The 5650-nt window shown below is 53.3% G+C and carries 4 protein-coding genes and 3 pseudogenes; all 7 read left to right on the top strand.

Going from position 1 to position 5650, the window contains the following annotated elements; genetic code table 11:
- A pseudogene (locus tag AQR02_RS08660) lies at nt 1-574 on the top strand (hypothetical protein); the annotation flags it as partial.
- Between the two features lie 73 nt (nt 575-647).
- Nucleotides 648-1085 carry a YlbF/YmcA family competence regulator gene (locus tag AQR02_RS08665; RefSeq protein WP_054940222.1) on the top strand — a complete coding sequence of 146 codons (438 nt, stop codon included), beginning with the start codon at nt 648-650 and terminating at the stop codon, nt 1083-1085.
- A 41-nt stretch (nt 1086-1126) separates the two neighbouring features.
- Nucleotides 1127-1390 (top strand): YlbG family protein, encoded by a 264-nt coding sequence (locus tag AQR02_RS08670; RefSeq protein ID WP_054940223.1) that lies wholly within the window; start codon nt 1127-1129, stop codon nt 1388-1390.
- 381 nt (nt 1391-1771) lie between these two features.
- Nucleotides 1772-3211: pseudogene (locus AQR02_RS08675) on the top strand (ethanolamine ammonia-lyase reactivating factor EutA).
- An 18-nt stretch (nt 3212-3229) separates the two neighbouring features.
- A pseudogene (locus AQR02_RS08680) lies at nt 3230-4584 on the top strand (ethanolamine ammonia-lyase subunit EutB).
- 79 nt (nt 4585-4663) lie between these two features.
- On the top strand, nt 4664-5374 hold the full coding sequence (eutC, locus tag AQR02_RS08685; protein ID WP_054940225.1) for an ethanolamine ammonia-lyase subunit EutC: 711 nt from the start codon (nt 4664-4666) through the stop codon (nt 5372-5374).
- Between the two features lie 27 nt (nt 5375-5401).
- Nucleotides 5402-5566, top strand: coding sequence for a hypothetical protein (locus AQR02_RS33030; protein WP_209444217.1), 165 nt, complete (start codon nt 5402-5404; stop codon nt 5564-5566).
- Nucleotides 5567-5650 lie beyond the last annotated feature (84 nt).

The following is a 5650-nucleotide window of genomic DNA, read 5'->3' on the forward strand; positions in this document are numbered from 1 at the left end:
GTCACAGGTGGGACCGCTTCATTTCATCGTACGGCATGACAGCACTGAGCGGGTCCGCAAAGAACTGTCGGCCGCCGGCCTGGCCCCGCCGCGAATCATCGGCGGCCGTGAAGGGGAGGTTCCGCCGCAACAGATGGTTTACTTTACGGACAATAAAGTTCCGAGGGCAGGCATATATACGCTTCCATTACAGGAAGCGCAAACGGGCTTACTGGGTGGAGGTGCCGTTCTACAGCCGCTGCCGGTTCCATCATCAGATTCGGAGGAACTTATCCTGCCCGGTGAAGAGACTGTTCCGCAAATGTGGGTTAGGGAATGGCGGGAGTATCATATTACTACGGCTCAAAAGGTGATGGAGCAGGCTCTGGTATGGGGAATCAAGGTCCGTTTATCCCTGGAGGGCCAAATCTGCGATTTTATCCCCGAGCAGCTCCGGGGTAATCCCTGGAGGGTGGCCGGAGGTCTGCTGCCTGCCGGCACAGAAGAGCGTGAAGATACGGAGCTGGCCGCCGGGGACTGGAAAGAGATGAAGCTGCTGATTCCGCAGAAGCGGAGAAATTCCTCTTCTGCTTAAGCAACTGGTTATGGTATGATAAGGTAGTCTACGGTTTACTGTAGAACATTAACACAGAAAAGAGTTGAAGTTCATGAGCGTAGCGGAATTAAATACGGTCGATATGGCCGAAGTGCTGACATACGCCTATGAATTAGGCGATATGATTAACCAATCCGCCGAAGTGTCGGATTACTTATACTGGAAAGGGCGGGTTGACGCCAATCCCGAAATCCAGGCCATAGTCAAGCAGCTTCAGAACAAGAAGGAGCTGTTTGAAGAGACACAGCGGTTTGGACATTTTCATCCGAACTATCATTCGGCCAAGGATGAAGTGACGGCTGTAGAGAAGGAGCTTGAGCAGTTCGAGGAGGTTGTCCGCTTCAAACAGGCGGAGGCGACGCTGGATGATATTTTACATTCCATGTCTGAAGCAATCGCGTTCTCGGTATCGGACAGCATCAAGGTTCCAAGCAATGACCCGTCGCCGAAGGGCGGATGCGGCAGCGGAGGCAAATGCTCTTGCGGATAAGCTGCCTCTAAGAGGGAGAGAAGGAAAGGGCGGTTGAGCTTATGTTTGCGGAACGGACAGGATATATCGTTTGGGTTAGTGATGTCAAAGCAGCACGCAACCTGGAGAAATACGGGACACTGCATTATGTATCCCGGAAAATGCATTACGCCGTAATGTATGTGAATGCGGAACGCGCCGAGGAAGTCATGAAGACCGTCCGCAGACTCTCATATGTGCGTAAGATTGAAAGATCATACCGAAATGAATTGAAGACGGAATACACCAGCAACGGACCGGACAAGACCCGTTACTATGGATTGTAGGATGTGCTGATAGATCATTCAGAAGCAGGCACCGCTGGTGCCTGTTTTTTTGTGTCCTGTGTGAACAATGATGTCATGTTTAGGGCGGAAAATCCGTATTAAGATATATATTATATTGAATTTGTGACTTTCAAGTTATTATAAATGACACATATTCCGAATAATATAAATAAAAATGAATTTCATGTAATTTAAATTGACATTTATATAACCCTGTCATACTATGATCGAAGACAGCAGACAATCCAATATGATTTAAGCACAGACGCTTCTAAGGCATGCATAGAGCAAGTAATGCAGGGCTTACGGCGTCTTTTTTGTTACTTATGAACTGAACTTCCCAGAAGGGAGGCGGAAAGCACGGATACAGTCCGCTCGGTTATAAGCGTCGGGATTGATGTCGGAACCAGCACGACGAAATGCATTTTCAGCAGGCTGGAAATGGAGCGTTGTTACGAAGCCTCGATGCTTCCCCGGTTCAAGATTACCGGGCGGAAGGTGTTGTATGAAAGCCCCATGTATAGTACGCCGCTCCTCAGTGACCGGGAAATCGATCATCCTGCACTCCATGCCATCCTGGCTGGGGAGTATGAGAGAGCCGTTTAACAGCCGGAAGATGTGGACACCGGGGCAGTAATTATTACAGGTGAGACGGCAGTGAAGCACAACGCGGATCAGATTGTGCATCATCTTGCCCGATTTGCCGGTAAATTTGTCGTGGCTCAAGCTGGGGGCGATTTGGAGGCTGTGCTGGCAGGTAAAGGATCGGGGGCGGAGGCACGTTCACTTGAAATTGCAGGCCAGGTCGTAAACGTCGATATTGGAGGCGGCACAGCGAACTGCGCATTTTTTGCCGGCGGGAGCTGCACACGTACTATCAATTTCCATATTGGCGGCCGTTTGCTCAGACTTGGCTCACAGGGAAAGGTTCTTAAACTGTCCCCGGTGATTGAGGAGTGGCTGAGAAGGGAGGGCTACGGGCTGGCGGAAGGGGGCCTTGCAGACTTGGAGCAGCTTAGGGAGATTACCGGCAAATGGAGTGTCATGCTGCTGGACACCCTCTTGAATTCGCGTGATCCCAGAACCTGCCCTCTTGTCTACGGCCAGCCCGAAGAAATAACGGGCACAGCAGAGCCTGTGTCTGAGCTGTGGGTCTCTGGGGGCGTGGGTCTGCTGCTGGAGCAGCCCGGTACACGCAGCCTGGCGGAAGCCGCCCGATTCGGCGACATTGGCCCGCTGCTGGCTGAATCACTGGTCAAGGCCGCGGCGAACTATTCCATTAAGCTGCGCACCACATCGGAGGCGCAGCGGGCGACTGTAATCGGCGCTGGAGTCCATACAACGTCTCTTAGCGGCTCGACTGTTTTTGTAGACAGCGGACTGTTGCCGCTGCGGAATATTCCGGTGGTAAAGTTGAGCCGGACGGAACACGCGGAGGGGGACCTGGCCGGACTGGCTTTGGCAGTGGAGAATGCGTTTGCGGAAGGGAGACGGAGATTTGGCACAGGCGATCCCGCAGATCTGCGCTTTGCTGTATCACTTCCGGCTTGCATACCCGGAACCTATCCGGTAATCCGCCGGATTGCTTCTGCCGCAGCAAAGGCTTCTTTCCGGAATGGAATGACCATGATCATTCTGATCTGTGAGAATGATATTGCCAAGGCGGTCGGTAATGTGATCCATCTGCTTACCCGGGGAGAACAGCCCTGCATTTGTCTTGATCAGATTGCTGTCAGACACGGTGACTATATTGACATCGGCTACCCCCTGGACGGGGACTGTATTCCGGTGGCGGTAAAAACCCTCGTTTTTCAGCCGTGAATAAAGGAGTTGAAAAGCATGAAACTAACGCTCTCCCTGCTGGGTGAAAGCTACCGGTTCCATGATTTAAAGGAGCTGTTTGCCAAGGCGAATGAAGAGAAGTCCGGGGATCAGCTGGCCGGTATCGCTGCGGATCATGCAAAGGAACGGATGGCAGCCAAGCTGCTGCTGCTGATCTGACCCTGTCCGATATCCGCACTCACCCGCTGATACCACCAGAGGAGGACGAAGTATCACGGGTGATTGAGGAAGGGGTGGATGAGGCGGTGTATGAGCAGATCCGCCACTGGAAGGTAGGAGATCTGCGGGAACAGCTGCTCTCACAGGAGGATGCACAGGTACAGGCTATCGGCAGAGGCCTTAACAGCGAAATGGCAGCGGCGGCTGCAAAAATCATGTCCAATCTGGACCTGATCCAGGCCTCCGCCAAATGCGAGGTGCTTACCCGCTGCAATACTGTCCTCGGTCAGAAAGGCAGGCTGGGCAGCCGGGCCCAGCCCAATCACCCTACCGATGATCCGCAGGGTGTCAAAGCCTCAATCTATGATGCGTTAAGCTACGGGGTGGGAGACGCGGTGATCGGCATTAATCCGGTCATTGATACAACAGACAATATAGTGCGCCTTTTCCATGAAACGATGGAGGTTATCACAAGGTGGAATATCCCCACGCAGAACAGTGTTTTGGCCCATGTGACCACCCAGATGAGGGCAATCCGTAAAGGTGCTCCGGCAGATCTGATCTTTCAGAGTCTGGCCGGCACCGAGAGCGGTAATGCTTCCTTCGGCATCAGTCTGCGGCTGCTGGAGGAAGCGGATCAGTTGATCTGCGAGTCTGGGACGGCGAAAGGCGAGAACCGCTGGTATTTCGAAACGGGCCAAGGCTCGGAGCTGTCCTCCGGAGGGCATCACGGCATAGACCAGGTCACACTGGAATCCCGCTGCTACGGCCTTGCCAAACGCTTTAAGCCGTTTCTGGTCAATACAGTGGTCGGGTTCATCGGCCCGGAGTATCTCTATGACAGCAAGCAGGTGATCCGCGCCGGCCTGGAAGATCATTTCATGGGAAAAATTCAGGGGATTCCGATGGGCGTTGATGTCTGCTATACGAACCATATGAAAGCTGACCAGAATGACATGGACAATCTGTCCGTACTGCTGGCGGCCGCCGGGGTTAACTTTTTCATCGGTGTGCCGATGGCTGATGATTGTATGCTCAATTATCAGTCCACCAGCTTTCACGATATTGCCACCTTGAGAGAGCTGCTGCGCCTCCAGCCGGGAGCTGAGTTTGCCGCATGGGCGGAAGGCATGGGAATTCTGCAGAACGGACGGCTGACCAGGCGGGCTGGAGACCCGGGGATTTTTGTGTAACGTGAGGATTAAGCGGCTTGTATGGAGTGAGAACTAGTGGTACTGCTGAAGCGCCTGAAACTTTAAGGAGGGGGATCTTATGGTTAACAGTGAGGTGGACAAAGTTGAGTGGTTAAAGCAAACGACACCCGCCAGAATCGGCACTGGCCGGGCAGGAACCCGGCCCACTACAGCCGAACTGCTGAAGCTGCGCTGTGACCATGCGGCGGCAGTGGACTCGGTTTACGGTAAGGTCAGCCAGGGGCTGCTGGAGGAACTGGGGTTATTTTCAGTGGAGTCGGGCGCTCTGGATAAGGAGCTGTATCTGCGGCGTCCTGATCTGGGCAGGCTTCTGCCTGACAGCAGTCTCCAGACCCTGAAGCAACGCTGTATACAGCAGCCGCAAGTGCAGATAGTAGTATCGGACGGACTCAGCGCAAATGCGATTGAGAGCAATCTGCGGGACATCTACCCGGCGCTGCTGGATTCGCTGGAGGTGCACCAATTGTCCGCAGGCACACCGTTTTTTGTGCTTAACGGCCGGGTAGGCTGCATGAATGCCATCGGCGATATCCTGCATCCGGAAGTGATAGTGCTTCTGATCGGGGAGCGGCCGGGTTTGATCACCTCTCATTCAATGAGCGCATATCTCTGCTACCGGCCCGGCTATGGAATGACTGATTCCGAGCGGATCGTCGTTTCGAATATCCACCAGGGAGGTACCCCTCCTGTTGAAGCTGGAGCCTATCTGGGCGGGCTGATCGCCAAAATACTGGAGCAGCAAACGAGCGGTGTCGGCCTGCACCTGTAGCCGCTTGGAATTCTCCCCGCACACACTATGCACCTGACCAAAAACGTAGGCTTTGCCAGGGAGGTGAGGAAAATGGTTCTGGGTATCCTATGCGTTCTGCTGCCCTGTCTGGTCATACTTGGCATTACACTGGCAGCAAACAAAAATATCCGTGAATTTGATGAGTCCACTCATGAAAGCTTTTTGGGGTAGATGCCTCGTAGCATCCATTATGTGAACCGGGAGAGGAAGATGGACATGAATCAGATCAAAGATGAGCAACTGCTGCAGGACAAA

Origin of the sequence: Paenibacillus ihuae (assembly GCF_001368795.1) — a bacterium.
Lineage (GTDB): Bacteria > Bacillota > Bacilli > Paenibacillales > Paenibacillaceae > Paenibacillus_AQ > Paenibacillus_AQ ihuae.

What these genes read in the sequence shown, in the direction of transcription:
- AQR02_RS33030 (WP_209444217.1), top strand. Translation starts at nt 5,402, where the DNA reads ATGCACCTGACCAAAAACGTAGGCTTTGCCAGGGAGGTGAGGAAAATG.
- AQR02_RS08670 (WP_054940223.1), top strand. Translation starts at nt 1,127, where the DNA reads ATGTTTGCGGAACGGACAGGATATATCGTTTGGGTTAGTGATGTCAAA.
- eutC (WP_054940225.1), top strand. Translation starts at nt 4,664, where the DNA reads ATGGTTAACAGTGAGGTGGACAAAGTTGAGTGGTTAAAGCAAACGACA.
- AQR02_RS08665 (WP_054940222.1), top strand. Translation starts at nt 648, where the DNA reads ATGAGCGTAGCGGAATTAAATACGGTCGATATGGCCGAAGTGCTGACA.